Consider the following 24,259-nt stretch of genomic DNA (forward strand, 5'->3'; position numbering starts at 1 on the left):
CTATTCTGATGCTTCGGTGAAGTGATGCAGCGCGATCGCCGATGCGGCCGCGACATTCAGGCTGTCGAAACCAGGCGCCATCCGGATCTTTGCCGTCGTCAGTCTTCTCAGCAGCGGCTCGGGCAAACCTTCGCCTTCGGTGCCGAGGTACAGCGCCAGCCGGGCGGGGCGCCTGATGTCCCTGATGTCGGCCTTGCCCGCGGGCGACAGCGCCAGCTGTTCGAAGCTGTGGCGGGTAAATGCGTCGGCAAGCTCGCCGGCCGTGCCGCCTATGGCGAAGGGCACCTTGAGCGCTGCACCGACTGAGACCCTGATTGCCTTGCGGTAGAGCGGGTCGCAGCAGGTCTGGTCGAGCAGCACCGCGTCGGCACCAAAAGCTGCCGCGTTGCGGAAGATCGAGCCGATATTGTCGTGGTTGGAGATCCCCACCGGCACCGCCACCAGCGCGCGTTCGGGCAGGGCGGCAAGCACGTCGTCGACTGAAGCCGTCGCTCCCTTGCGGCCGATGGCCAGGATGCCGCGATGCATGTGGAAGCCTGCAATGGCGTCCATGACGGCGCCCGAGGCGACGTAGACCGGCATGGCTTCGGGAGCAAGGGCGAGGGTCTCGCTCATGCCGGCGAGGCGGTTTTCGAGCACCAGCACCGAATCCGCGTCGAAGCGCCGCGCTGCAAACAGCACGTTGAGAACGACCTTGCCCTCGGCGATGAAACGCCCTTCGCGACCGACCAGATCGCGCTCGCGGATGTCGAGATAGGGGGCCACGCGCGGGTCGGCCGGGTCGTCGATGCGGATGATGTTCATGGTAGCTTCATAGCGGAGGGCAGTCCGCTATGGGAGCCTGGAAAGGCTTTGTCAGCTGAAGATCAGGCGTCCTCGAAGATGCCTTCCAGCGTGCCGAGCAGCTTGCGCACGGCTTCGGACTTGCAGGTGTAGTAGATCATCTGCCGGTCGCGACGTGTCTCGACCAGTTCCTCGTTGCGCAAGCGGGCCAGGTGCTGCGACAGCGCCGACTGGCTCAATGACACCTTTTCGGCAATCGCGCCGACCGACATTTCCGTGTCGAGCAGATGGCTCATGATCATCAGCCGCTTTTCATTGCCCATAAGTGTGAGCAAGGAAGCAGCAGCTTCCGCATTGGCCGTCAGTTTTTTCGGTTTCATGGGTACCCCGTGTATCAGTCATGCTTTCCGGCGTCATGGGGGCAACAACGACGGATTACCAAACCAGATGATCAATGGAATCAGCGATCAATCTGGCTAAAATAGGACAAATCAGCTTTCGCTGAAAAAATCAAGACTTCGCTGCGCGACCTTCTTTTGCCATTTCCACAAGGCTTCGCCTGAGATCGGCGGCCTCGGCAAGTAACGCAGGGAAAAGCACGCGTGCGGTCTCGTCGCCAGCGGCCAGATCCATGCCTTCAGGATCGAAGCCGCTGAGCACCCAGCCCTTGTCGTCGAGCCGGCCATAATGGGTGGCATAGATCGTGGTCGCTTCGGTGTGATCCGAATTCATGTGGTCGAGAGCCGACTGTTCGGCTGCCGCGATCGCGTCCACCGCGGGGCCGGCGAGCAGCAGGTCGTCGCGGCTCAACAGATAGGCCTTGCCGAAGCCGCCATTGAGGTTGGCGCGCTCGAGTTCCAGCCGAAAGACGGTAAAGTCGGTGAGGCCGATGTAGAGCTTGGCCTTGGGATTGCGGTTGACGTAGCGACGTTCGGCGCGGGCGTACTCCGGCGTGCCGCGTTCCAGCTTGCGCGCCCGGCAGAACAGCGTGATGCGCGGATGGGCGAGGGGATCACCCTTGCCGACCTCTCCGACCAAAAGCGAACAGACGGGATTGGCGACGATGCCCTTGGTGTGAGCGGACAAGCCTGAGATCAGGATCAGCGGCGTGCCGTCGACGTCGGTTGCGGTGCCGACCCGGCTGGCGAGTGGCGAGCCGGTTTCCGGCTCGATGACGGCAAGCGCACCATGGCGGGCCTTGCGCATCAGCGAACGCGCGAGCGCTGTCGCTTCCGCGGTGGTCTCCAGAAACACGTCCTTCTTGCGCTCTTCCACTGCTTCACCATCAAATATGACTAATTCAATCTACTTATCCAAGGTGGGCAGGCTTTGGCAAGGGGGTCGTTTCGCCACAAGCAAAACAGCCCCGGAAGCTTGCGCTGCCGGGGCTGCAGGATAGCCGATCCTGGGACGGCTGGCGCCTATTTCGGCGCCATGCGAATGGCACCGTCGAGGCGAATGGTCTCGCCATTGATCATTTGGTTCTCGACGATGTGCAATGCCAGCGCACCATATTCCGACGGTTCGCCCAGACGTGGCGGGAACGGAACGGCGGCACCCAACGAGTCTTGCACCTCCTGCGGCATCGCCGCCATCATCGGCGTCTTGAAGATGCCGGGCGCGATGGTGGCGACACGGATGCCCGAACGCGAGAGATCGCGGGCGATCGGCAGCGTCATGCCGACGACGCCGCCCTTGGAGGCGGAGTAGGCGGCCTGACCGATCTGGCCGTCATAGGCGGCGACCGAGGCGGTGTTGATGATGACGCCGCGCTCGCCGCCGGCCAGCGGTTCGAGCTTGGAGGCTGCGTCGGCAAACAGCCGGATCATGTTGAAGGAGCCGATCAGGTTGACCTCGATCACCTGGCGGAAGACGCTGAGCGGATGCGGACCGTCCTTGCCGACAGTCTTCACGCCGACGGCGATGCCGGCGCAGTTGACCAGGATACGGGCCGTGCCGAGCTTGGCTTCCACTTCGGCAAATGCCGTGACAGCGCTTTCTTCATTGCTGACATCGCAGCGCACGGCGACACCGCCGATGTCGGCGGCGACCTTCTCTGCGCGTTCGAGGCTGAGATCGAAGATCGCGACCTTGGCGCCGTTGGCAGCGAGTGCGCGCGCGGTGGCTTCGCCAAGGCCGGAGCCGGCGCCGGTGACCACTGCAATCTGCCCGTTTGGATTCATGTCAGCCTGTCCTCTTCTGCTGTTACTGAATTAGCAAGATGGGCGGCACGGGCAAGTCATCGGCGGCTAGGCCGGCTCGGTCGTGCGTTGCGGTGTCTTGGCCAGGTTGGCGTGGCAGACCTCGCCCGTCAATTCGGCAACCGCGCCCGGCACGATCTCATGCGCCAAGAGGCGGTTAAGGTCGACCGGCCGTGGCATCTCGATCTGACCGCGCGGAATGCGCACGAAACCGAGCGGGCCGTAATAAGGCTCGTCGCCTACGAGTATGACGGCGGGTTCGCTGGATTTTTCCGCTGCTGCGAGCGCCATGGCGACCAGCTTGCGGCCGATGCCCATGTTCTTGAAGTCGGGGCGCACGGCAAGCGGGCCCAACATCTGTGCCCGGCCGGCGCCGGCGGCGATTGGCGTCATCCTGACCGAGGCGATGACCTGGCCACCATGCATGGCGACGAAGGACAGCGAGCGGTCGTGCGGACCGCCTTCGCGGATCTTGTAGGCCGCGCGTGTGAACCGACCCGGGCCAAAGGCCTCGGCGTTGATTTCATCGATTTCGAGATCGTGCGCCGGAGCTTCCGGCATGTAGGTGACGTCGGCGAGGGTCATGTTTTTTGCAATCCGGTACCGTGGGATGAGGTGCCGCGGGGCATGCCGCAGCAGTCGCAAGTCAGCGCTTCAAGCGCGTGCGCTCATTCGTCGTCGGTCGACCCGGATATTTGCAAAGCAATGTGACATCGAAATGCCCGCTACCATCATTTTCGGCGCCCGTCCATCGTGCATTTGGCCGATGTGCGTCCTGCGTTGACAATCCGTTCAGCGAGTTGCGCTTCGGCTTCGGTCGCCGGGCACCTACATCGTGGCAAACGAAAGGATTTCACGATGGGATTGCTGGTTGAAGGCAAATGGCAGGATCGCTGGTACGACACCAAGTCGACAGGCGGCAAATTCGTGCGCTCGCATTCGCAATGGCGCGATTTCGTCACCGTCGACGGCATGCCGGCGGCAGGCCGGACACGTGGCTTCAAGGCCGAATCGGGGCGCTACCACCTCTATGTTTCGCTCGCCTGTCCCTGGGCGCACCGGACGCTGATTTTCCGCGCGCTGAAGAAGCTAGAAGACATCATCTCGGTGTCGGTCGTCCATCACTACATGGGCGAGAATGGCTGGACGTTCCGCAGTGATGACGGCGCCACTGGCGACACCCTCTACGGCCTCGAATACCTGCACCAGATCTACACCATGGCCGATCCGACCTATTCGGGCCGCGTCACAGTGCCGGTGCTGTGGGATAAGAAGGAAAAGACGATCGTTTCCAACGAGTCGTCCGAGATCATCCGGATGCTGAACCAGGCTTTCGACGCCTGGGGCGACGCCGCGGTCGACTTTTACCCCGAAGCGCTGCGCGGCGAGATCGATGCGGTCAACGAGCTTGTCTATCCCTCGATCAACAACGGCGTCTACCGCGCCGGTTTCGCCACCAGCCAGACCGCCTATGAGGAGGCATTCAACGAACTGTTCGCCGCGCTCGACACGCTGGAAGACCGCCTCTCACGCCAGCGCTATCTCGTCGGCAACACCCTGACCGAGGCCGACTGGCGGCTGTTCACGACGCTGGTGCGCTTCGACCCGGTCTATGTCGGACACTTCAAGACCAATCTGCGCCGGATCGCCGACTACCCGAACCTGTCGAACTACCTGCGCGACCTCTACCAGGTGCAAGGCGTCGCCGAGACGGTGAACATGCTGCACATCAAGGCGCATTATTACGGCAGCCACACCGGCATCAACCCGACCGGTATCATCCCGCTTGGGCCGGAGATCGACCTCGACGCGCCGCACAACCGGGGGAAGTTGCTGAAGGCGGCTTGAGCTGCCTGCGCTGAGTGCCAAGCCTTCATGGTGCGCCTGTCGAACCATGAGGGCGTGGAGCGCGTCAGGGTAGTCGGGGTCGAATGCTCAGATACAGACCTTTCGATTCATGCTCGGATGCCAACACCATCAGCCGCTGGTCGTCTGGAGAGCGGAAGTCGGCCGGAACTCGACGCAACTGCCGGGAAGGCGACCAATCGGGTGGAGGCTTCATGGTTGGCAACGACCAGAATTCGCATTGCCGTCTCTCCACCCAGTGCTTGCGCGAAGAACAGCATCCCTCTCTCACCAATAGGGCGATGCTTCCTTGCCCTCGAACACCTCGGCAATCCGCCGCCGCGTCGCCGGCGTCATGCCCTCCGGCAACGCGTCGAGCGGGAAAAATCCTGCCTCGGCGATCTCGTGGTCGGGTTGCTTCGGCCTGTCCTGCCGGAAGGCCTCGATCAGGTAGAAGCCGACATGATCCCGCTTTGTCGCCTGCTTGTTGAGGTGGATCGACCTGAGGATGGGCGGCGCGGTGAGGACGATGTTGCCTTCCTCCTCCAGTTCACGCGCCAGCGACTCGACAAAGGTCTCGCCGATCTCGATGCCGCCACCCGGCAGCTGCCAGCCGGGCACGTAGGTGTGGCGGATCAGGAAGACCGAGTTGGTGGCGGTGTCGTGGACGAGGCCGCGCACGCCGAGCGTCATCGGCCGCCGCAGCAGGAAATAGAAGTGGAACAGCCTTCCGCGCAGCCGCGCCCATGGATCCTGGCGAGGGGAAGTGACGACATTGCTCATCAGGCATGCCGCCATGGGTGGAAAGCTTGGAACGTGTGACCTAAAAGGAAACGATGTTCAGGCTTGCGCATATTTCCGACGTCCATCTTGGTCCGCTTCCGGATGTAACCTATCGCGACCTCGCCTCCAAGCGCATGGTCGGCTACGTCAATTGGCAGCGGAACCGCCGTCGGCATCACCATGACGGCATTGTCGATGCCATCGTCGCCGACCTCAAGGTGCAGGCGCCCAACCACCTCGCGGTAACAGGCGATCTGGTCAATCTGGCGCTCGATGGCGAAATCGCGCTGGCGCGGCTGTGGCTCGAAACGCTGGGCGAACCAGCCGATGTCTCGGTCGTGCCGGGCAATCATGATGCCTATGTGCCCGGGGCCTTCGACAAGGCCTGCCATGCCTGGGCGCCGTGGATGCATGGCGACGGCGTGCATGGCGCGATCAGTTCGACGAGCTTTCCCTATCTGCGCGTGCGGCAGGGTGTTGCGCTGATTGGTGTGTCGACGGCGCGCGCGACGGCTCCCTTCATGGCCAGCGGCTTCTTTCGCGAAGGGCAGGCAGAGCGGCTGGGCAGGGTCCTCGACGAAACAGGCAAGCGCGGCCTTTTCCGGGCGATCATGATCCACCATCCGCCCGTTCGCGGCGCTGTGGGCCAGCACAAGCGCCTGTTCGGCATCGGCAAGTTCCAAAAGCTGGTCAGACGACATGGCGCCGAGCTGGTGCTTCATGGCCATTCGCATCTGCCGACGCTGCACTGGATCGACGGGCGCGACGGGGCCGTGCCTGTTGTCGGCGTTGCCGCGGCAGGCCAAGCGGCGGGAGGACACAAGCCGGCGGCGCAGTTCAACCTGCTCGACATCTCCGGCCAGTCCGGGGACTGGAATGTCAGGCTTACCCGTCGTGGTCTGTCCGGACTGGCTATGCCATCGGCCGAGATCGGAACCTTCGATCTGAGCGCAGCGGTTCCGCGCTCGGCTGCATTGGTCAGGGAATGATGCCGGTGGCAGCGAGGCGCAGCCAGTAAAGCACCGCCATGACGGCGATGCCGATGGCAGCACCGGCAACAAGCAGGCCAAAACCCGCCATGATGCCCGGCAGGGCTGGCCTGTGCCGCAGCGGTGGCTCGGCATCAGCCACTGGCCCCCTGGCGAAGCCTGCAAGCGCCGGTTCCGCACCACCCTCCATCATCTGCTGGCGCTCGACGATTCGTTCGGCGATATAGCGCGTCACCTGGTCGGCGATGCGCTTGGCGTCGGTGGATTCGGCCAATACGACACGGCCGACACGGGTGTCGCGGACGAAGCGGAAGGTGCGGCGGTCGCGGCCGAGGCCGACATGGCTCACTGCGTCGATCCACAGCCTGGGCTGCAGCCCCGAAGAGATAACGAAATCGAAGTTGTCAATGTCTTTGGGTACGTCGGCGAAAACCGGCTCAAGCTCGGCGGCAAGCAGCTCAAGCCGCATGCGGTGGGCATCGCGCAGGTCGACGACCACGTCGCTGCGGTCGGCATTGGCGTTCTTGACGTCGCGGATGGCGTCCGCCAGCGGGTGCGCCTGCTTCAGTGCGGTCGCCCTGTCGTCGCTCATCGCCTGTTGCCCCGGATCATGTTTAAGCAACCGTTAACATAGCTACGATCGCGGCGGAATTGTAACCTGCGTGAACTCATTTTCGCTGGCCGCCGAGGAGCTGAAAACGGTTGCCCTGCAGGTGCTTAGAAGCGGCAACGCATCACCTGGCAGATCAGCTGTCGCAGGCGGGAACGTCTGGCCGACGACGCTGGCGTCGGCGGACCATGCGGCTGACGATGTCGGCTACGAGCGCCGGCGTCTCCTCCGGCAGCATGTGACCAATTTCCAGCACATGGTGGATGAGGAAGCCCGAAGGCAGCGCGTCGGCATGGCTGTAGGGCAGCACGGCATCGTCCGTGCCCCATACCACCATCACCGGCATCGCCAGCGTTGCCAGGTTTTCGCGTGGGATCACGCCTTGTTTGTCTTCGGCGGTCATCGCCGCGGCAAAGGCGATGAGCTTTTCCGTCTGGCCGGGTCGGTTGCGCATCTCGGCAAGATCGCGGACCGTAGTTTCCGGAACGGTGCTGTCGGGGCTCGACATTTCGGCGAGGCAGGCGCGGATTTCTTCGGCGCAGGCGGCAGCCGCATAGCGCCTGAGCAGCGGGCCGTTGATCTCAGGGCCGTAGCCGCCCGGTGCAAGCAATGTCAGCGAGGCGACCCGTTCGGGATCGAACAGTGCTGCCAGCGTCGCCACCGCACCGCCCATCGAATGGCCGACGAAATGGGCGCGGTCTATGCCACGCGCCGCCAGATCGGCCAGAACGGCAGTTGCCGCCACCTTGGCGGAACCGGCCTTGGGATAGTCGAGCGACAGCCCGTGTCCCGGCAGGTCATAGGCGATTGTGATGCATGCGCCATCTAGGTGGGCAACGACGTCGTTCCAGACACCGCCAATTCCGCCGAAACCGTGCAGCAGGACGACTACATTCTTGCCGCTTCCCCGAACGGCGGCATGGATGGGGTAATTCATTTTTGCTCAAAAGGTCGGATAGAAATTCACGAAAAGTTGTAAACTGAAAGTAGCAAGTTGTAAAACAACGTATGAGCGTCAAACGCGCAAATTTATTATGCAGAAAATACGCCTGAGAGCTTGCGAGGGCTCAGGTCTGATGGCCGAGGCCGGCGGCGCGCAGCGCCTTGGTCAACGCCTTTGTCAATTCCGCCGGGTATTTGCCCTTGGTGAAGGTGGCTGCCGGGTCATTCGCGAAAACCGGGTAGCGCGCCGCAATCTCCTTTGACAGTTCGGACGCCTGCTTGGTGTCGCCGACGAAGTTGGCGGCGATCAGGCGCGCTGCCACGTAATGCGGTTTCTTGTTCGTCGCCAGCGCGCTTGCCGCGCGGGCCGCGGCGTAGCGGTTGCCGAGCATGAATTCGCCCAGAAACAAGCCGTAGTCCCACCAGCCCGGATGCGCGCTGGCGCTTTCGACGGCGCGCTTCATGATCGGCACGCCGTCGCTGTAGCTGCCGCCGAGAATGAGCGCATAGCCATAGGATGCCGCCATGGTCAGGTCGTAAGTGTTGAGCTCGTAGGCCTTGCGCATCCACCTGATGGACTCGGTGCGATCGCCGGTCCGCGTCTGCAGATAGCCATAGGCGCGATGGGCGTAGGGGCTGGTCGAGCCCATCTGAACGGCGCTGTGGGCGAGCGCGTAGGCGCCCTCGGTCGTCGCATTGGGCGGGTAGGGATAGTTGTCGGTGACCGCTTCCAACTGCAGCGAGGCCAACTCGGCGTAGACGACAGGCGACTTGGCGCTGCGCTTGGAGAGGTCGTCCATGCACTGATAGGCGGCGCGGTGCTTGGTGGCGTTCTGGTCCATGTAATAGGCACCGCTGAGCAGCAGGCAGGCCGTCAGTCCGCGCTGCAGTCCATTCTGCTCGATGAAACTGTAGATCATGCCGGAAGCCGGGATGGCCGAAGAGACGATGTCGGCGATGCGATCGTCGATGACATCAGGGCTGATCTCCTGCGGCGAGAGCACGCGCGACAAGAGGATGCGGCCGCTGGCCATGTGCTGCAGCTCGACCAGCACCGATCCGGCGCTTGGGCCGGTATCGACGGTGAAGTCGAAATCGGTGGCGTCGGCGCGCCTGACCGTATCGGACCGTTCGCGGGCTATCAGGTCGATGGTGTCGAAGCCGGACAGTGCCGTGCGCAGCACCGTTGCCACGCGCGCCGTCTGTCCGCCCTCGGAACTCGAATGGATGTGCACGGCCGGCAGCTGGTCGACAGTGTCGTTGATGCTCGAAGTGGCACCGCGGAAGTTGTTCAGCCCGGCAACCTCGAAGCCGATCGGGCCGCCGATGTTGCGGAAGACAAGGATGCCGAGCATGACGATGACCAGCGCCATAGCCGCCCAGAAGTAGCGCAACTGCCGCTTGACGCTGGTGCCGGAGTAGGCCGGGTCGGCCTGAGCCTCCTCGGCATGATGCGGCTCGTTCTCGGCAAGGCCTGATTCGACCCGGGCCAGCACCGCAGTCGAACCGTTGTGCTGTGCATCGGCGGGGCGAGGGGACGCTGTGGGAAACGCGGCGAGCGCCTCATAGGTCGGGACATAGCTCCCGCGCGGGATGCCGATGCGGATCGGATCGTTGCTGCCCTCGGCGGCATAATAATGTGCCAGAAGCTCGCGCAGGCGTCCTGCCTGAACACGGACGACGGCATCGGTCGCCGAATCGAACTCAGCGTCCTTGCCGAAGACGTCGACCGCGATGGCAAATCCCTTCAATCGCTCGGCTTCGCCGGCGAGCTCACGTTCGACAATATAGCGCAGCAGCTTGCGTGCCCGGTCGGACCGGCCAAAGGTCTCGCTGGCAACAAGCCGCTCAAGCGCTTCGCGCACTGCGGGGGCAGCAGGCGTGGAGGCAACCAAGTGTCGACCCTTTTCCAACCGGTACGAACGGCCTGATCATAGTCGGCTGGCGTCAGTGTACAAGCGCGCTCAGCAACGATGCACAAATGCCCCGCCCGTTATCCACGGGCGAGGCTTCTGCGGACTGCAGTTAGACTTATCTCGACACGATTCGGTTGGCTGCGGAAACCACAGCCTCAAGTGAAGCGGCGACGATATTCGTGTTGATGCCGGCGCCGAAGAGGCGCCCGGCCGGATGTTCGACTTCCATGTAGCAGATGGCGGAGGCGTTCGATCCGCGCTGGATCGAGTGCTCGGAATAGTCGAGCACCGACAGATCTATGCCGATGTGGCGCGAAAGCGCGTCGACGAAGCCGTCGATCGGGCCGTTGCCGGTGCCCTTGATGACGATTTCCTTGCCATTGTCGAGGATGGTCGCCTCGACGACCCGGCGGCCTTTCACCTCGGTGTCGGGGAAGGTCTGGTGATCGACGAACTTCATCCGGGCGCCCGGCTGGTCGACATAGCGCTCGAGGAAGCGTTCATGGATTCGCTTCGGCGACACTTCCTTGCCTTCGCTGTCGGTGATCTGCTGGATGTCCTGGCTGAATTCGACCTGCAGCGAGCGCGGCAGGTTGAGGCCGTAGTCGGCCTGCAGCACATAGGCGATGCCGCCCTTGCCGGACTGCGAGTTGATGCGGATGATCGCCTCGTAGCTGCGGCCGACGTCCTGAGGGTCGATCGGCAGGTAGGGCACTTCCCACAATGGTTTGTTGGCGACCTTGATCGCCTTCATGCCCTTGTTGATGGCGTCCTGGTGCGAGCCGGAAAAGGCGGTGTAGACCAGTTCGCCGACATAGGGGTGGCGCTCCGGAATGACCATCTGGTTCGAATATTCGTAGACCTGCTTGATCCGCTCGATGTCCGAGCAGTCGAGCATCGGGTCGACGCCTTGCGTGAACATGTTGAGCGCCAGTGTCACGACGTCGACGTTGCCGGTGCGCTCACCATTGCCGAACAGCGTGCCTTCGACACGGTCGGCGCCCGCCATCAGGCCGAGTTCGGTGGCGGCGATGCCGGTGCCACGGTCGTTGTGCGGGTGCAGCGAGATGATCAGGTTTTCGCGATTGTCGAGGTTGCGGCACATCCATTCGATCTGGTCGGCATAGATGTTGGGCGTTGCCATCTCGACGGTCGAGGGCAGGTTGATGATCAGCTTGTTGTCGGGCGTAGGCTTGACGATCTCGGCGACTGCATTGCAGATCTCCAGTGCGACTTCGAGTTCGGTGCCGGTGAAGCTTTCCGGCGAGTACTGGAAGCGATAGCCGCCGCCGGCCTTGGCGGCCATGTCGGTGATCATCTTGGCAGCGTCGGTGGCGATCTGCTTGATGCCCTGGACATCCTTGGCGAACACCACGCGGCGCTGCAACTCACTGGTCGAGTTGTAGAAATGCACAATCGGCTTGTGTGCACCTTCGAGCGCCTCGAAGGTGCGGGTGATCAGTTCCGGGCGGCATTGGACGAGAACCTGCAGCGACACGTCGTCGGCGACATTGCCTTCCTCGATGCACCAGCGGGCAAAATCGAAGTCGGTCTGCGACGCCGAGGGGAAGCCGATCTCGATTTCCTTGAAACCCATGTCGAGCAGCAGCTGGAACATGCGCGCCTTGCGGTCGTGGCCCATCGGATCGACGAGCGACTGGTTGCCGTCGCGCAGGTCGACCGAGCACCAGATCGGCGCCTTGTCGATGGTTCTGGACGGCCAGGTCCGGTCGGGCAGGTCGATCTTGTGGTAGGGCTGGTACTTAATGGCGGCGGACGGCATGCCAGCACTTCGGCCGGAAGCGGGAGTGGTCTTGCTCATTGTCGGTCTCGTTCTCTTGGCCGCCATGCACGACAACGCGCGCATGCTTCAGCGGTCTTAAATCAGAAGTTCGGTTCTGTTGTGAAGAGCAAAGGAGCATATGCCTCGGCGGCAATTCGACCGCCGGACGCTCCCTTAACGAGCCCGGCGATCGCCGATAAGGCCGAGAAGAAGAAGAGCCGAGGAAAGGGCGCGCAGTGTCTCGCCCGCAAAAGCGGCCGGACGGGAGATTTCGTTGATCTTGCGCGACGACATGGCGCTCTCTTACAGGAGGCGCATGGACCGCGCAAGCCCGCCCGGCACGTGCGCGGTGCTGTATCCGGCCTTTCTGACGCAGCAGCTTCCGGATCAGGCCTTGTGCAGGCGCAGCGGGCTGACCTTCTCGCGCGTGATGATGCCCTTCGCCTCGAGATCGAGCTGCACCGCCTTGGTCCACCAGCCCGACTTGGCGCCGTCGGGATAGAGCTGCTCGGGCAGGCGGCCGCGCACGCATTCCTGCATTTCGGCGACGGTCATTCCAGGTGATTTCGCCGGCAGTACCTCAAGGATCGCCTGCTTCATCGCCTGGTACATGGCAGCATCTGCCGGCTTGGCCTGTCCGGGATGGTTGACGTTCTCGATGATGATTTTCGCTGGGGTATGAGATTCCATGTCTGCTCTCCTTCCTCGTCTGACGATCAAAGGACGAAAGCAGACGGCCCGATCCTACAGGGGCGAGGCCTTTTTTCGGCCGCTCAGTCCTTGATCGCGCGAGCCACCAGCCGCGCCAGCGCCGGGCCAAACACCAGCACGATCAGAAAGCGCAGCATCTGCAGCGTCAAGACGAAGGACAGGTCGACGTCCTTGGAGGCGGCGGCGATGATGGCGATGGAATCCATGCCGCCGGGGCTGGTCGCGAGGTAGGCGGTCAGTGGGTCGACACCGAGGATGAGGTGCAGGCCAAAGGCCAGCGCGCCGCAAAAGGCCATCAGGGCGGCGATGGAGCCGACCACCTGAGGCAGGGCGCGTGCGGCGTGGCGCAGGATAGGCCGGGTGAAGTTGAGCCCGATCGACCAGCCGATCAGCGTGTAGCCGATGGCCAGTAGCCATTCCGGCAGTTGCAGCTCGACGCCGAAGCCGAGATGGACGACCGCACCAACCAGCATCGCGCCGACGAAATAGGGCGAGGGGATGCGCAGGAGGTAGCCGAGTGTTCCGCCGACGATGGCAACGCCGATCATGGCGCCAAAGGCCGGCCAGACGATCGATGGAAACCAGGCGATGCCAGGCGCTTCGACCTCCGCCGTGTCGACCCAGAGCCGGGCGATGACCGCGGCTGCGATCGAGACCATGATGACGCGCAGATATTGCATGAAGGCGACCAGCCGCGCGTCGGCGCCGAAGGCGTCGGCCATCAGCACCATGGCGGTGGCGGCCCCCGGTGCCGAACCCCAGACGGCGGTGGTGCCGGGCAGCACCTTGAGCCGCGAGATGAACCAGCCGAGGAAGCTGCTCGCGGCGACGGTGGCGATTGCCGCACTCAGGAACAGCGGCCATTCGGCGGCGAAGGTGACGAAGATGCCAGTCGAAATCGAACTGGCAACGAGGCAGCCGATCAGCGCTTGCGCCGAGACGAACAGCGGCCTTGGCACCCGCACAGTGGCACCGTTGCTGCCAAGCAAGATGGCAACCAGCATCGGCCCGACGAGCAAGGCCGCCGGCAGATGCACCAGCTCGAACAGGCAGGCAAGCAGAACCGAGCAGACCAGCAGCAAGGCCCACTGTGTCAGAGGCTTCTTGTCGGTGAGCGGAGCGGCGGGCTGGGGGGCGGGCTTCATGCCCCGTCTTAGACCCATTCGGTCGGATGTGTCAGCCCCGCCGGGCGAAGCATTCAGGGAGCTTACAGGTGATCGACGACATTCGGGTCGTGGCGCTCGGCAAGAAACCGCCGTCGCCAGCTTTCGGTGACGCCATCGCGCTGGATTCGAACGCCGACAAGGCCCGGAGCGATCGTCGGACGCCCGGCGAGCTCTACCAACGACGCGACGCTGTCGACGGCCGCCTGCGGCATTGCTGTGATGTCCTCATAGGTCAACCTGAGCGGCGCGATATCGTTGCGTGCGAAATAGACCTCCCAGCGCGCATATTCGTTGGCGACCGCAGTGAGGCACCAGGCGATGTTGTCTGCATGGTATTCAGCTTGGGACTGGGCCGGTTGAGTGTGCCGGAACTGTCCCGTCTGCTTGGCTCGTGCCCATGAAATGGCTTGGCCCAGCAGGTCGCGCCGTTTGAGGAAGACAAACTTCAACTTCGGCAGATGCTCGGTCCATCGGACCTTGTCGCTTATCCAGTCATGCTGGTGTGCGAACAGCTTGAGGCCATAGATGCCGTTGGCGGTGGCGCCCATGGAGAGGATGCGCTTCAGCTGCTTGCCTGGATCGTCGGGATAGCTCGGGTCGTCAAAATAGCGACGTCCGGGTCCATTGAAATACTCGAGCGGACTGCCAAGCAGTCCAGTGCTCGCCAGATTCTGGCAGAGGAAATTGCTGCCTGATCTTGGTGCCGTGCAGATCGCGTAGCCGCGCATGGTCGTCTCTTCATTGCCGATGTTGAAACCAGCGTATGCCGATTCGACGACAATCTACTTCCGCAGGGACTTGGGCAGGAAGGCCTGCTTGAGTCGGCGTGCCAATTGCCAGCTGGTGTCTCGTTGGGCGTCGAGCGCAGCGTTGATTTGGGCCAGCCCGGCACCTATTTCCGACAACAGCCGAAACTGAGCGCCCTCGAGCCGCGCGGTTTGCTGGGCCAACCTGGTGGTAAAGGCCGCGAACACCTCGGCGCTTACGCCTTCGGGTGCTGTCGGCTGGGGCGGCTCGTCATAGATGCCGAGCTCTCTGGCAATGGATTTCCATTTGCGTTCCGTCGGGCTTACCGCCAGTTCCTCCACCCACCGGGCACTTGCCAGCGCAATCTCGTCGGCCGACGGTGCGTCGCGGTCGATTGCGCGGCGATAGATCTCCAGATGCCGGGCGACGAAATTTTCGGCACTGGCCGTCCTGCGCAAATCGTCGGTGACGCTGCTCGCGTCGTCGGCATCGTATTGCGTGATTGCCTCGCCCAGCCGTTCAACGGTGACCTGTTGGGTCAGGATGCTGGCGCCGAAGTTCCTGGGCTGCCAGGCGGGCAGGGTGGTGGTCGTCAGCATGCCGGCAAAACCACGATCGTCGCATACGACGACTGCGCAACCCGTGGCGGCCGCTTCGAGCGCCATGCGGGCTGTCGCAAAGACCAGATCATAGTCTTTCAGGACCGTCTCGATGTCGGCCACGAAACGGTTGGTTGCGGGTCCAAGTTCCTCAAGCTCGATGCCGGCATTTTCGCAGGCTTTGCAAACTGCCGCACGATGGCCGCGGTTCTTTGTCAGAAGAAGCGCCTTTCGCGGCGTTGCAGGCAGCGGGCCGCGTCGCTGGAAGCGGTCGAGGTCAACGGCATTCAGAACGATGGAAAGCCGATCGGTCGCGACGCCTACTTCCCTGCACTTTGCCGCGCAGCTTTCGTCGACTGCGATCACCTCGCGAATCTGCGGATGCGGCAGGGGCGCTTCGACGTCAAAAAGGGAGCTGTGGCAGGAGTAGACGACAGGAACGCCAGGAAAACGCGTCATGGCGACAAGGCAAGGCGTCAGATGCTGGCCATGGATGACGTCGGGCCGCTCGGTCAGCTGCTCGGCGCGGTCGACGACACTGAAGCCGCGCCTGCGCAGGCTGAGTGCCTGTTCGCCGAGCGACGTTGCAAAGAGCAGAGGCTGATGGCCAGTACGCCGCAAGCCGTCTGCCAGCAATTCGGCAACATTCTCTGAGCCCGAATAATTCTTGACGAACAGGTTGGTTATGAGCACACGCACTTTAGCACCTTGGTATATGTCGCGGCCCGAACGGACTGGACGAGATCATGACGGCGATTCTGATTTTAGCTCATCCGGGGCATGAGCTGCGGATCTTTCACTGGATGGAGCAAGCCCGTCCGATTGTGCATATATTGACGGACGGTTCGGGCGGAAATCAATCGTCGCGTACCGACCATTCCAGGGAGACGCTGCTTGCCGCGGGAGCGACGACTGGCTCGGTATTCGGTCAGATGCCGGACAAGGAATGGTACGCGGCAATCCTGGCTGGTAACGCTGCGCCCTTCATCGAAGCTTCGAAAGCCATGCTGGACTCCGTTGCCGTGGCAGCAGCTGTCACTGTCGTTGCCGATGCCGTCGATGGCTACAATCCTGTCCACGACCTGACCGGAGCAATCGGTGCTGCGGTGGCTGCGCGGCTTAGGGCGGCCGGGGCTGCCGTAACGCATCTGGTATCGGCGGCGGTTCCGGGCGTTGCCGGGGCTCGCCATCTGGAGCTGCCGCTCGATGCCGCGGCCAGGGAGCGTAAAATGGCCGCGGTGCATGCTTATGCACCGCTTGCCGAGGAGGCGCGGCGGATAGCTGAGGAGGCACCTGAAGCGTTCGGGCGCGAGGTGCTGATGCGCCAGGACTTCGACTGGCCGGATGATTTCGAGCCGCATTGGGAGAAGTTCGCCAAGGAGCGTGTCGCCTCCGGCCGCTACTCCAATCCGATCACCTACCGGGATCACGTACGGCCCATTGCGCAGGCAATCCTGGGTCTGTAGGCATCCTCATCGAAGCAGCCTCACGCCCCTTACCTCCAACGTCGCATTGACAGCGTAGGTAAAGTTCATACGCTCGCCGCTCCACGCGGTCGGCAACGAGGTGCCACCGCCAAAAGGGAGGTGCGTACCGATGACGAAATTCACCCGCCGCATGACATTGGCCCTCGGGCTTTCTGCTGCTTCGCTGCTGGCCTTGGCGCCGCAGGCCATAGCCCAGAAATTCCCGGACCGGACAGTGACCCTGGTGGTGCCGTTTGCCGCCGGCGGCTCGACCGACGTCGTCGCCCGCATCATCGCGCAGAAAATGTCGGACGATCTCGGCCAGCAGGTCATTGTCGAGAATGTCGCGGGTGCCGGCGGCAACATCGGCGCCGACCGTGTCGCCCGCGCCGAACCGGATGGCTACACCATCCTGATGGGCACGGTTGCCACGCACGCGCTCAACCCGCTCATCCTCAAGACCAAGCCCTACGATCCGGAGAAGGATTTTACCCCTGTCTCGCTGCTTGTCGTCGTGCCCAATGTGCTCGTCGTCAACCCGCAGCTGCCGGTCAACAACGTGCAGGAGCTGATCGCGCTGTTGAAGGCCGAGCCCGACAAATATGCCTATGCCTCGTCAGGCAACGGCACGCCGCTGCATCTTTCGGGCGAACTGTTCAAGGCAATGGCCGGCGTCAGCATCCAGCACATTCCCTACAAGGGTGCTGGTCCGGCGCTGAACGACGTCGTCGGCAACCAGGTGCCGATCATGTTCGACAATCTGCCGTCCTCGTCCTCGCATATCAAGGGCGGCACGCTGAAGGCGCTGGGCGTCACCACGGCCGAGCGGGCGCCGTCCTTCCCCGACGTACCGACAATCGCCGAAGCCGGCGTGCCGGGCTATGAGACCTATACCTGGAACGCGCTGTTTGCGCCCGCAGGCACGCCGAAGGAGGTTGTCGATCGCCTGAATGCCTCGGCCAACAAGGCGATGACCGACCCGGCCGTCATCGAGAAGATGAACGGCTTCAGCGCCAAGATCGTCGGCTCGACGCCGGATGAGCTGGCTGCCCACGTCAAGGCCGAGCTGGCCAAGTGGGGGCCTGTCGTCAAGGACGCCAAGATCCAGATCGATTGACTTTTTTGGGCGGCGCGTCGCTTCGACGATCCGCCGCCCGATGTCGTCCGGACCTTTCCGTCACACGCTCGCATTTGAATCGAAGTGCGGGCGAAGGATCGGTGCCACCATCGTAGACGGCGCTGGCCGTCGTGCAGTTGTGACAACCGAAGTGCTTCAGTCGGGTATCGACGTCATCGGCATCGAGGCACAGCGCTGTCGTCCGCGAGCACTAAGAAGCGGATACCGGGGCTCAGAACAGATAATCCGTTCCGCGGCTTGCCCGGAATTTCTACGATCCTGATTCACTGCCGCTCTTCATATGACGGCGCATGTAGCGGATGTATCGCACACATCGTCCCTCTGTACGGCTGTGCTTCTCAACCGGTTGCGCCGCTAGGCTCGGGCATTTCTCTCCCGCATCCTCATCACCCGCAACTCGCCTCCTGGCCACCGGATTATTGAGTCATCGCGTCAGTTTAGGTCCATCGGCTATCAATCAGATTCAGCTTGTGCGCGGCCATTTGCAAGAGCATGATGCAAATCATTCGCATTTGCAAAATGACTCGGGATGGTTGAAATGCCGACATGGTTTGGGGAGCGGCTCAGCCGCAGGCTGGTGCTGGCAGGCGGCATCTGCACTGCGGGGGCAACGGCTGCGGGCGTCACCGCAGCGGTAGGGCAGGTGTCCCATGATGGCCATACGGCTGGTGCCGCTCGGCCGCCTTCGAGCAGGGACGCCTATCCGGCTCAGGCAGGTGACCATAGCGGCGCCCATGGCGCGATGGTCACCGTCGGCGAGGTCGACAGTGCCCGCAACGGCTTCGATCCGGCCAAGATGCTGACCGATTGGGATGTCGGCACGACATCAACCTTACCTGACGGGCGCACGCTCAGGACCTTCGAGGTCGTTGCCGAAGACAAGGAAATCGAGATCGCGCCAGGCGTGATGTTCCCGGCTTGGACCTACAATGGCCGCGTTCCCGGCCCGGCCCTGCGCGCCACCGAAGGCGAGCGCCTGCGCATCGTGTTCAAGAACTACGGCTCGCATCCGCATTCGATGCACTTCCACGGCATCCACGCCGCGCGCATGGACGGCGTGCCGGGTGCCGGCCTGATTAATCCCGGCGATGAGTTCATCTACGAGTTCGACGCGAAGCCGTTCGGCTGCCATCTCTATCATTGTCACGCGCTGCCGCTGAAGCGGCACATCCACAAGGGCATGTACGGCGCCTTCGTCATCGATCCCGATCCGGCGCGCCACCCTGAGCAGGCCGATGTCGCCCGTTCGCGGCTCTACGGCTCGCCGGAGAATGCCGGGTGGCAGGAATTCGTCATGGTGATGAATGCCTTCGACACCAACTTTGACGGCGAGAACGAGTTTTATGCCGTCAACACGGTGGCGCACACCTACATGAACACGCCGATCCGCATCGCCAGGAACAAACCGGTGCGAATCTACCTGATCAATGTCGTCGAGTTCGACCCGATCAATTCGTTTCACCTGCATGCCAATTTCTTCGATTATTTCGACCAGGGCACTACGTTGACGCCGACGCTGAAGACCGTCGACCTGATCACTCAGTGCCAGGCCCAGCGCGGCATCATCGAGTTCACTTTCGCCGAGCATGAGGCCGGTCTCTACATGTTCCATCCGCACCAGTCGGAGTTTACCGAGCTGGGCTGGGTCGGCATGTTCGACGTCGTGGAGGACGTGGCATGAGGGACGCGCCCTTTTCCGAGACCGAAGCCGAACTGCCGGGTTCTGCATCGCCACGTCGTGCGCTGTGGTGGATCATCCTGCCGCTGCTCGCCTTTGCTGCGGCCATTGCGGTTCTGGTTTCAACCAATCCGCTGGCGCGGTTCAACAACGGCACGCCACCGGTCGAGGACATTGCCTTCGAGCGCGTCATCCTCGGCAGCGACGGCATTCGCGTCCTGGTCCGCGCCGGCGGCTCGGAGCCGATGACGATCGCCCAGGTCCAGGTCGACGATGCCTATTGGCAATTCACCCAGGATCCACCAGGACCGTTGGCGCGAGGTTCTTCCGCCTGGATCCAGGTGCCGTTCCCCTGGGTGCTTGGCGAGGCGCATGCGATCAACCTGGTGACCAATACCGGTGCCACCTTCGCCCATGACATTCCGGTTGCGGTGGCAACACCCATTGCCACCAACTCCAGCCTGCTGTCGCAGGCGATCCTCGGCATCTTCGTCGGCGTCGTGCCGGTGACGATCGGCCTGATGTTCTATCCCGCCTTGCGCGGCGTCGGACGCAACGGCATGAACTTTCTCCTTGCCGTGACTGTCGGCCTGCTCGCTTTCCTGATGGTCGATGCCATCGGCGACGCCTTCGAGCTTGCGGCCGAATCGGCTGCAGTCTTTCAGGGCAACGCGATGGTGGTTCTGGCCGCTGCGGCGAGCTTCCTGATCCTGATGGGCATCGGTCGGCGCAACGGCGCGCCAAAGGGTTTGGCGCTCGCCACCTACATCGCCATCGGCATCGGCCTGCACAATTTCGGCGAGGGCTTGGCGATCGGCGCTGCGTTCGCGGCAGGTGCGGCCGGGCTTGGCACCTTCCTGGTGATCGGCTTCACCTTGCACAACGTAACCGAAGGCATCGGCATCGCCGCACCCATCCTGCGCGAGCGCATCGCGCTCTGGACCTTCGCCTGGTTGACGCTGCTGGCCGGCGGGCCGGCGGTGCTGGGCCTGTGGATCGGCAGCCTGGCGTTTGCGCCGCAATGGTCGGCACTGGCGCTTGCCATCGGCGCCGGCGCGATACTTCAGGTCATCGTCGAGGTGACAGCCATGATGCGCCGCCGCGAAGGGCCTGAGGGCGATGGCCTGTTCAGCCCGGCAGTCATGTCAGGCCTCGCTGCCGGCGCCGGCTTCATGTACCTCACCGCGATGCTGGTGAAGATCTAGAGGGGCTAGCCTCCGGACGAGTACAGCCCGAAGCCGCCAACCGGCTCGGTCTCGATGCTGGTGTCGAAGCCGGCGATGATCGGCATTGCCCGGGTAATCGCCGCCTTGACCTCGGGCAGTTGCAACGAGGCCTTGTGGCTTGCGCTGCTGTCCCAGACCTCGGATATCCAGATCGCGTCGGCGTCGGCTGGATCCCTGGCGATGACATAGCTCAGGCATCCCGGCATGGCACTGGTGCTTCCAAGCAGGATGCCGAGCAGTTCGTCGCGCTTGCCGGCCTGGGCCCGCATCTTCCCTATCAATCCGTACATCTCAGGACTCGCATCGCTTCGTTGCCCGGATTGTCCTTGCGAGGCAGCACTTGTCCAGCCTGACGGCCGAGGTCCGCGGTTCAAGCCGACATCATCCTGACAAACGGGCCAGAGTTCAGCAAAGGTAGCTCAGGCGAAGGGAACCGCCACCGTGCCCTTGGGCAGCTTGGCTTCGTCATCCGGCTCGACATGGATGATGATGCGCACGGAGGGAATTTCCTCCTTCAGCGCATCCTCGATGCGGTCGCAGATGACATGGCTTTCGCCGACGCTCATGTCGGCGTCGACGACGAGATGGAACTCGATGAAGGTGGCGCGGCCGGCAATGCGGGTCTTGAGGTCGTGAACCTCGATCGCGCCCTTGGAGTTGGCCGAGATGATGTCGCGGATGCGCATGTGGTCTTCCAGCTCGACGGCGCGGTCCATCAGCCCGTTCATCGACGAACTCATGACGTGCCAGCCCTGCCACAGGATGTTGAGCGCGACGATGACCGCCAGCACCGGGTCGAGGATCGTCCAGCCGGTGGTAATTGCGCCGACCAGGCCGACAAGCACGCCGGCCGACGTCACCACGTCGGTCATGATGTGATGGCCGTCTGCGACCATCGCCGGCGAGCGCTCTGCGCGGCCGACGCGGATCAGCATGGTGGCCCAGATCGCATTCACCACGGCGGCAATACCGTTGATGCCGAGGCCGAGCCAGGGCTGCTCGGGGTCCATCGGCGTGCCCCAGCTGCGCCAAACCTCGAACAGGATCAGCAAGGCCGCGACGATGATCAGCACGCCTTCGAGCACGGCCGAGAAGTACTCGGCCTTGTGGTGGCCGTGCTGGTGGTCGAGATCGGCGGGCTTGTGGCTGACCTTGATTGCCCAGAAGGCTGCCATCGCAGCAACCACGTTGACGATCGATTCCAGCGCGTCCGAATAGAGCGCCACCGAACCCGTCAGCCACCAGGCGACGAATTTCAGCCCCATCACGGCGCCGCCGATGATGATCGACCAGAAAGCCAGTCTTGCGACGCGCTTCTTGGCCGATGTCGGCTGGCTGCCGCTGGCTGAAAATCCCTTCGTTTCGGTCTGGACCATGATCTCGCTTGATGGCTGCTGCCCGCCCGCGGCCAAGCGGCCGCGAGAGGGGAGGTTGTCTATGTTGGCTAGGCCGCCTTGTCCTTGGCCTTGCGCGGCATGTGGGCTACCACGTTCTCGATCATGCGCATGCCGGCGTCATGGCCGAGCGTCATGATCGATTCGGGATGGAACTGCACCGCGGCGATCGGTTCTTTCTTGTGCTCGAACGCCATGATGACGCCGTCCTCAGTCTCCGCCGTGACGACAAAGTCGGAGGGCAGCCGCACCGGATCGGCAAAGATCGAGTGGTAGCGGCCGACGGTCACTTCCTTGGGCAGGCCGGAGAAGACGATGCCCGGCTTGGAGATGCGGATGCGCGATGGCTTGCCATGCATTGGCACCGCCAGCTGGCGCAACTCGCCGCCATAGGCTTCGGCCAGTGCCTGCAGGCCGAGGCAGACGCCGAAGATCGGCAGGTCGCGGTCCCTGGATTTCTTGATCGTTGCCGCCGTGTCGAAGTCCTTCGGCGTGCCGGGGCCGGGGGAGAGCACGACCAGGTCGGGCTTGATCCGGTCGAAGACTTCGTCCGGCACAGGCGAGCGTACGGTCGAGACGTCGGCGCCGGTCTGGCGGAAGTAGTTGGCCAGCGTGTGGACGAAGGAATCCTCGTGGTCGACGAGCAGGATCTTGACCCCTTCACCGACGCGCGCGGTGGCGCGCTCGGTGCCGGGAGCGTTGCCGGTCTTGGCGTCGCGGATGGCGGAGAGCATGGCTGAGGCCTTCAGTTCGGTTTCGGCTTCTTCTTCCTCGGGAACGGAATCGTAGAGCAAAGTGGCGCCCGCGCGCACCTCGCCGATGCCGTCCTGGATGCGGATGGTGCGCAGCGTCATGCCGGTGTTCAGGTCACCGTTGAAATGCACCATGCCGATCGCCCCGCCATACCAGGCGCGGGGGCTCTTCTCGTTCTGCTCGATGAAACGCATGGCCCACAGCTTGGGCGCGCCGGTGACCGTCACGGCCCAGGCGTGGCTGAGGAAGGCGTCGAAGGCATCCATGCCCTCGCGCAGGCGGCCCTCGATGTGGTCGACAGTGTGGATCAGCCGCGAATACATCTCGATCTGGCGGCGGCCGATGACGCGTACCGTGCCTGGCTCGCAAACCCTGGACTTGTCGTTGCGGTCGACATCAGAGCACATGGTAAGCTCGGATTCGTCCTTCTTCGAATTGAGCAGCTTCAGGATCTGCTCAGAGTCGGAGATGGCGTCGTCGCCACGCTTGATGGTGCCCGAGATCGGGCAGGTCTCGACGCGGCGGCCGTTGACGCGGACAAACATCTCCGGCGAGGCGCCGATCAGATACTCGCCTTCGCCGAGATTGATGAAGAACGAATAGGGTGAAGGGTTGATCGCCTTCAGCCGGCGCGAAATCTCCGACGGCACCGTCTCGCAGCGCTCGTAGAACATCTGGCCGGGCACGACCTCGAACAGGTCGCCGCGCTTGAAACTGTCCATCGCCCGGCGCACCAGTTGGGCATATTCGCCTGGCTCATGGTCGGCGCGTGGCGGAATGCGGTCGGACGCCTTGAACGGCTCGACGACGCTGTCCCGCGCGAGGCCCTCGGTCGAGAAACCCGCGCCGGAATAGTCGTAGCGATCGTGCCAGGCTTTGGCTGAATAATGGTCGACGACAAGGATCTCGTCGGGCAAAAACAGCACCAGGTCGCGCTGGCTGTCCTTGCGCACCAGTGTGTGCTCGACCGGGTCGAACTGGAAGGCGAGGTCGTAGCCGAAGGCGCCGTAGAGGCCAAGATTGCTGTCCTCGTCCGACTTGAACAAGGCAGTGATGGCGCGCAGCACGGTGAACACCGAAGGCACGCGCGACCGTTCTTCCTCGGTAAAGACGCGGCCGGGCGTCGCCACCTCGAGCGCGATCAGGCGCTTGGAGGTCTCGGTGATCGTCAGCTCATTGAGCGGCGCGAGCACGGCGCGGATCACCGGCAGCAGCACCTCGCCGCGGCCGTTCAGCGCCTCGATCTTCATTGCGCGTCCGCGTGCCGAGATTACCACCGGCGGGTCGATGATGGCGGTGTCCCAGCGGGTGTAACGGCCGGGATATTCGTAGTTGGAGGAGAACACCGCGCCGCGCCGGCTGTTGAGCCCGTCGAGATAGGTCTCGATCGCGCCGTGATAGGCGGTTTCGTGGCGCTGCCGGGTGATCGACACCCCGCCTGACGTCACGTAGCGCTCGGCGCCGTCTTCAAGCAATTCCAACGTCATTCCCGTCTCCATCTCTTGCAGTGGGAGCGTCCGGAGCCTGGT

The 24,259-nt window shown here is 63.2% G+C and carries 23 protein-coding genes and 1 pseudogene; 6 read left to right on the forward strand and 18 right to left on the reverse strand.

Going from position 1 to position 24,259, the window contains the following annotated elements; genetic code table 11:
- The 5 genes from IG197_RS22045 to IG197_RS22065 all read right to left on the reverse strand — a co-directional run bounded on the left by IG197_RS22045 (position 1) and on the right by IG197_RS22065 (position 3,569).
- A complete protein-coding gene (locus tag IG197_RS22045) occupies positions 1 to 804 on the reverse strand; it encodes an RNA methyltransferase (RefSeq protein WP_192315002.1) in 804 nt (267 codons plus the stop codon).
- Between the two features lie 62 nt (positions 805 to 866).
- The gene (locus tag IG197_RS22050) at positions 867 to 1,163 is read right to left on the reverse strand and encodes a helix-turn-helix transcriptional regulator (protein WP_109575469.1); all 297 of its coding nucleotides are present in this window, start codon (positions 1,161 to 1,163) and stop codon (positions 867 to 869) included.
- Between the two features lie 130 nt (positions 1,164 to 1,293).
- Entirely contained in the window at positions 1,294 to 2,058 is a 765-nt protein-coding gene (locus tag IG197_RS22055; protein ID WP_185910341.1) for a HugZ family protein, read from the reverse strand.
- Between the two features lie 146 nt (positions 2,059 to 2,204).
- Positions 2,205 to 2,966, reverse strand: coding sequence for a 3-hydroxyacyl-CoA dehydrogenase (locus IG197_RS22060; RefSeq protein ID WP_192315004.1), 762 nt, complete (start codon positions 2,964 to 2,966; stop codon positions 2,205 to 2,207).
- Between the two features lie 66 nt (positions 2,967 to 3,032).
- Entirely contained in the window at positions 3,033 to 3,569 is a 537-nt protein-coding gene (locus IG197_RS22065; protein WP_067959181.1) for a GNAT family N-acetyltransferase, read from the reverse strand.
- Positions 3,570 to 3,842: 273 nt separating this feature from the next.
- Here IG197_RS22065 and IG197_RS22070 point away from each other — a divergent pair, with 273 nt between their 5' ends.
- Positions 3,843 to 4,832, forward strand: a complete 990-nt coding sequence (locus IG197_RS22070) for a glutathione S-transferase family protein (RefSeq protein WP_192315005.1) — start codon at positions 3,843 to 3,845, stop codon at positions 4,830 to 4,832.
- 285 nt (positions 4,833 to 5,117) lie between these two features.
- Here the strand turns inward: IG197_RS22070 and IG197_RS22075 are convergent, their stop codons facing one another.
- Positions 5,118 to 5,612 carry an NUDIX domain-containing protein gene (locus IG197_RS22075; protein ID WP_192315007.1) on the reverse strand — a complete coding sequence of 165 codons (495 nt, stop codon included), beginning with the start codon at positions 5,610 to 5,612 and terminating at the stop codon, positions 5,118 to 5,120.
- A 53-nt stretch (positions 5,613 to 5,665) separates the two neighbouring features.
- On the opposite strand from IG197_RS22075, the gene IG197_RS22080 reads away from it, so the two are divergent.
- Positions 5,666 to 6,601, forward strand: coding sequence for a metallophosphoesterase (locus IG197_RS22080; RefSeq protein WP_192315009.1), 936 nt, complete (start codon positions 5,666 to 5,668; stop codon positions 6,599 to 6,601).
- On the opposite strand, the gene IG197_RS22085 is transcribed toward IG197_RS22080, so the two are convergent.
- The 9 genes and pseudogenes from IG197_RS22085 to IG197_RS36850 all read right to left on the reverse strand — a co-directional run.
- Positions 6,591 to 7,193, reverse strand: coding sequence for a hypothetical protein (locus IG197_RS22085; RefSeq protein WP_067959191.1), 603 nt, complete (start codon positions 7,191 to 7,193; stop codon positions 6,591 to 6,593). The genes IG197_RS22080 and IG197_RS22085 overlap by 11 nt on opposite strands.
- Before the next feature lie 154 nt (positions 7,194 to 7,347).
- Positions 7,348 to 8,148, reverse strand: coding sequence for an alpha/beta fold hydrolase (locus tag IG197_RS22090; protein ID WP_192315011.1), 801 nt, complete (start codon positions 8,146 to 8,148; stop codon positions 7,348 to 7,350).
- Between the two features lie 130 nt (positions 8,149 to 8,278).
- Positions 8,279 to 10,048 carry a M48 family metallopeptidase gene (locus IG197_RS22095; RefSeq protein ID WP_192315013.1) on the reverse strand — a complete coding sequence of 590 codons (1,770 nt, stop codon included), beginning with the start codon at positions 10,046 to 10,048 and terminating at the stop codon, positions 8,279 to 8,281.
- A gap of 136 nt (positions 10,049 to 10,184) precedes the next feature.
- On the reverse strand, positions 10,185 to 11,852 hold the full coding sequence (leuA, locus tag IG197_RS22100) for a 2-isopropylmalate synthase (protein WP_192319917.1): 1,668 nt from the start codon (positions 11,850 to 11,852) through the stop codon (positions 10,185 to 10,187).
- Between the two features lie 387 nt (positions 11,853 to 12,239).
- On the reverse strand, positions 12,240 to 12,542 hold the full coding sequence (locus IG197_RS22105; protein ID WP_067959199.1) for a hypothetical protein: 303 nt from the start codon (positions 12,540 to 12,542) through the stop codon (positions 12,240 to 12,242).
- A gap of 83 nt (positions 12,543 to 12,625) precedes the next feature.
- Positions 12,626 to 13,708, reverse strand: a complete 1,083-nt coding sequence (locus IG197_RS22110; protein ID WP_192315014.1) for an AbrB family transcriptional regulator — start codon at positions 13,706 to 13,708, stop codon at positions 12,626 to 12,628.
- A 62-nt stretch (positions 13,709 to 13,770) separates the two neighbouring features.
- Positions 13,771 to 14,457, reverse strand: a complete 687-nt coding sequence (locus IG197_RS22115) for a Stf0 family sulfotransferase (protein WP_192315016.1) — start codon at positions 14,455 to 14,457, stop codon at positions 13,771 to 13,773.
- Positions 14,458 to 14,511: 54 nt separating this feature from the next.
- Positions 14,512 to 15,198 carry a hypothetical protein gene (locus IG197_RS36270; RefSeq protein WP_246765215.1) on the reverse strand — a complete coding sequence of 229 codons (687 nt, stop codon included), beginning with the start codon at positions 15,196 to 15,198 and terminating at the stop codon, positions 14,512 to 14,514.
- Between the two features lie 204 nt (positions 15,199 to 15,402).
- Positions 15,403 to 15,774, reverse strand: a pseudogene (locus IG197_RS36850) (glycosyltransferase family 4 protein); the annotation flags it as partial.
- A 47-nt stretch (positions 15,775 to 15,821) separates the two neighbouring features.
- On the opposite strand from IG197_RS36850, the gene IG197_RS22125 reads away from it, so the two are divergent.
- From IG197_RS22125 to IG197_RS22140, 4 genes are all read left to right on the forward strand, one after another.
- The gene (locus IG197_RS22125; protein ID WP_192315020.1) at positions 15,822 to 16,541 is read left to right on the forward strand and encodes a hypothetical protein; all 720 of its coding nucleotides are present in this window, start codon (positions 15,822 to 15,824) and stop codon (positions 16,539 to 16,541) included.
- A 130-nt stretch (positions 16,542 to 16,671) separates the two neighbouring features.
- Positions 16,672 to 17,658, forward strand: coding sequence for a tripartite tricarboxylate transporter substrate binding protein (locus tag IG197_RS22130; protein WP_192315022.1), 987 nt, complete (start codon positions 16,672 to 16,674; stop codon positions 17,656 to 17,658).
- A gap of 559 nt (positions 17,659 to 18,217) precedes the next feature.
- Complete coding sequence (locus IG197_RS22135) at positions 18,218 to 19,360, forward strand: multicopper oxidase domain-containing protein (protein ID WP_371746482.1); 1,143 nt, start codon at positions 18,218 to 18,220, stop codon at positions 19,358 to 19,360.
- Entirely contained in the window at positions 19,357 to 20,562 is a 1,206-nt protein-coding gene (locus tag IG197_RS22140; protein WP_192315026.1) for a ZIP family metal transporter, read from the forward strand. Before IG197_RS22135 ends, IG197_RS22140 begins: the two co-directional genes overlap by 4 nt.
- A gap of 5 nt (positions 20,563 to 20,567) precedes the next feature.
- Here IG197_RS22140 and IG197_RS22145 read toward each other — a convergent pair whose 3' ends face one another.
- From IG197_RS22145 to IG197_RS22155, 3 genes are all read right to left on the reverse strand, one after another.
- Positions 20,568 to 20,873 (reverse strand): putative quinol monooxygenase, encoded by a 306-nt coding sequence (locus tag IG197_RS22145; RefSeq protein ID WP_192315028.1) that lies wholly within the window; start codon positions 20,871 to 20,873, stop codon positions 20,568 to 20,570.
- 129 nt (positions 20,874 to 21,002) lie between these two features.
- Positions 21,003 to 21,959, reverse strand: coding sequence for a cation diffusion facilitator family transporter (locus IG197_RS22150; protein WP_182575821.1), 957 nt, complete (start codon positions 21,957 to 21,959; stop codon positions 21,003 to 21,005).
- Positions 21,960 to 22,027: 68 nt separating this feature from the next.
- Positions 22,028 to 24,217, reverse strand: a complete 2,190-nt coding sequence (locus IG197_RS22155; RefSeq protein WP_192315030.1) for an anthranilate synthase — start codon at positions 24,215 to 24,217, stop codon at positions 22,028 to 22,030.
- Positions 24,218 to 24,259 lie beyond the last annotated feature (42 nt).

Source organism: Aminobacter sp. SR38, assembly GCF_014843375.1.
Lineage (GTDB): Bacteria > Pseudomonadota > Alphaproteobacteria > Rhizobiales > Rhizobiaceae > Aminobacter > Aminobacter ciceronei.